Source organism: Tychonema sp. LEGE 06208 (assembly GCF_015207505.1).
Classification (GTDB): domain Bacteria; phylum Cyanobacteriota; class Cyanobacteriia; order Cyanobacteriales; family Microcoleaceae; genus Microcoleus.
The window spans coordinates 1-1,437 of sequence record NZ_JADEWT010000222.1 but is presented as its reverse complement, the minus strand read 5'-3'; the positions used below and the strand labels follow the sequence as shown (position 1 = coordinate 1,437).

The window sequence follows — 1,437 nt, the reverse complement described above, 5'->3', positions numbered from 1 at the left end:
CAATACTTCGGACAGTTTTGGAAGAGGGACGCGAGGCTCGCCGAGCTACAAAAGTTATTGGAATCTGAATCAAAAATCAAAAAAAAGGCAATTTTTAGGTTAAGCTCAAAAAACACACGAACTTAAAAAACTGCCTCATGAATATTCTTGAATCTATTTTACAACAAATGCCAGGTATTAGTCAAGCTCAAAAGAAGTTTATGGTGATTTTATTTTCCACCATATTGCTTGTTTATGGCAAGGTTAATTTTACCAATCTGAGTCGTTATAGCTGTTTGAGTGAAAAAACCAATCGTCGCCACTTTTTCAAAAGCTTTGATTTTCCCGCATTTAATAAATTATTTCTCAATAAATCCTTAGATCATCAGCGAACACTTATTGCCGTTATCGATTGTTCTTTTATCCCCAAAAGTGGCAAAAAGACTGAAGGCAAAGCTAGTTTTTATAATGGTGTAGCTGGCAGACCTGAAGAGGGATTAGAAATTTCTGTAATTTCTGTGGTCGAAGTTGAAACTCATTTATCTTATAGCCTAAGTGTACAACAAACGCCCTTGCGTCCGACCACAGAACTACCGAAAAATCCCCTAACTGCTCAAGTCAAAAATAATTCAAAAAAACTTGGCAAAAAAAAGAATTTATTAAGCTTAACGCCTGAAATAACAAGAGTTGATGACTATGCTCAACATTTAAAAAAAAACTCGTTCTTTGTTGCCAGATTCTGTCCGTTACTTGGTAGCTGATGGTTATTATTGTCGCTTAAAATTCTGGAATGCTGTACGGGATGCAGATTTAAATTTGATTAGCAAATTAAGGATTGATGCCAACTTAAATTACCTCTATACAGGTGAAAAAAATCCACGAGGCGCCCCTCGCAAATATGATGGAAAGGTTGACTGCAATAATTTAAAGAATTTAACTTTTGTCAAAAAACTTCGACCGGAAGTTAATCTTTATTCATTAGTAGTATGGAGTTATTGTTTAAAATGTGAAATACGTTTAGCTGTGATTTCAGAGCTTCAACCTAACGGTAATATCAAAAATATTTTATTGTTGAGCACCGATATTGCTCTGCCAGCCGAGCAAATACTTGAGTATTATCAGGCCCGTTTCCAGATTGAGTTCATTTTTCGTGATGGCAAACAATTTACAGGTTTATCCGACTGCCAATGTCGTGGTAGTCAACGGCTTGATTTTCATTTTAACTCCAGTCTCATTGCTTTAAATTTGGCAAAATATGAAGCTTATAATCGTCATTCATCTCCGGCTCCCTTTGTGTTTTCAATCTGTTCTTACAAACGCTTAGAATTTAATAGGCATCTACTTTACACCTTTATTAACAAGTTAGATTTAGACCCTAACTTGATTTTAAATCACCCTAACCTCTCGTCAGTCCTATCCTATGGTACTCTTGCTACTTAAAAACTGTCCGAAGTATTG

The 1,437-nt window shown here is 35.6% G+C and carries 2 protein-coding genes; both read left to right on the top strand.

What is annotated here, in order from left to right:
- Positions 1–137: 137 nt before the first annotated feature.
- Entirely contained in the window at positions 138–740 is a 603-nt protein-coding gene (locus IQ263_RS29085) for a hypothetical protein (RefSeq protein WP_228050441.1), read from the top strand.
- Positions 706–1,419, top strand: coding sequence for a transposase (locus IQ263_RS29080; RefSeq protein WP_228050440.1), 714 nt, complete (start codon positions 706–708; stop codon positions 1,417–1,419). Before IQ263_RS29085 ends, IQ263_RS29080 begins: the two co-directional genes overlap by 35 nt.
- Positions 1,420–1,437: the final 18 nt, after the last annotated feature.

Coding starts and splice junctions, on each gene's coding strand:
- IQ263_RS29085 (WP_228050441.1), top strand. CDS start 138: ATGAATATTCTTGAATCTATTTTACAACAAATGCCAGGTATTAGTCAA.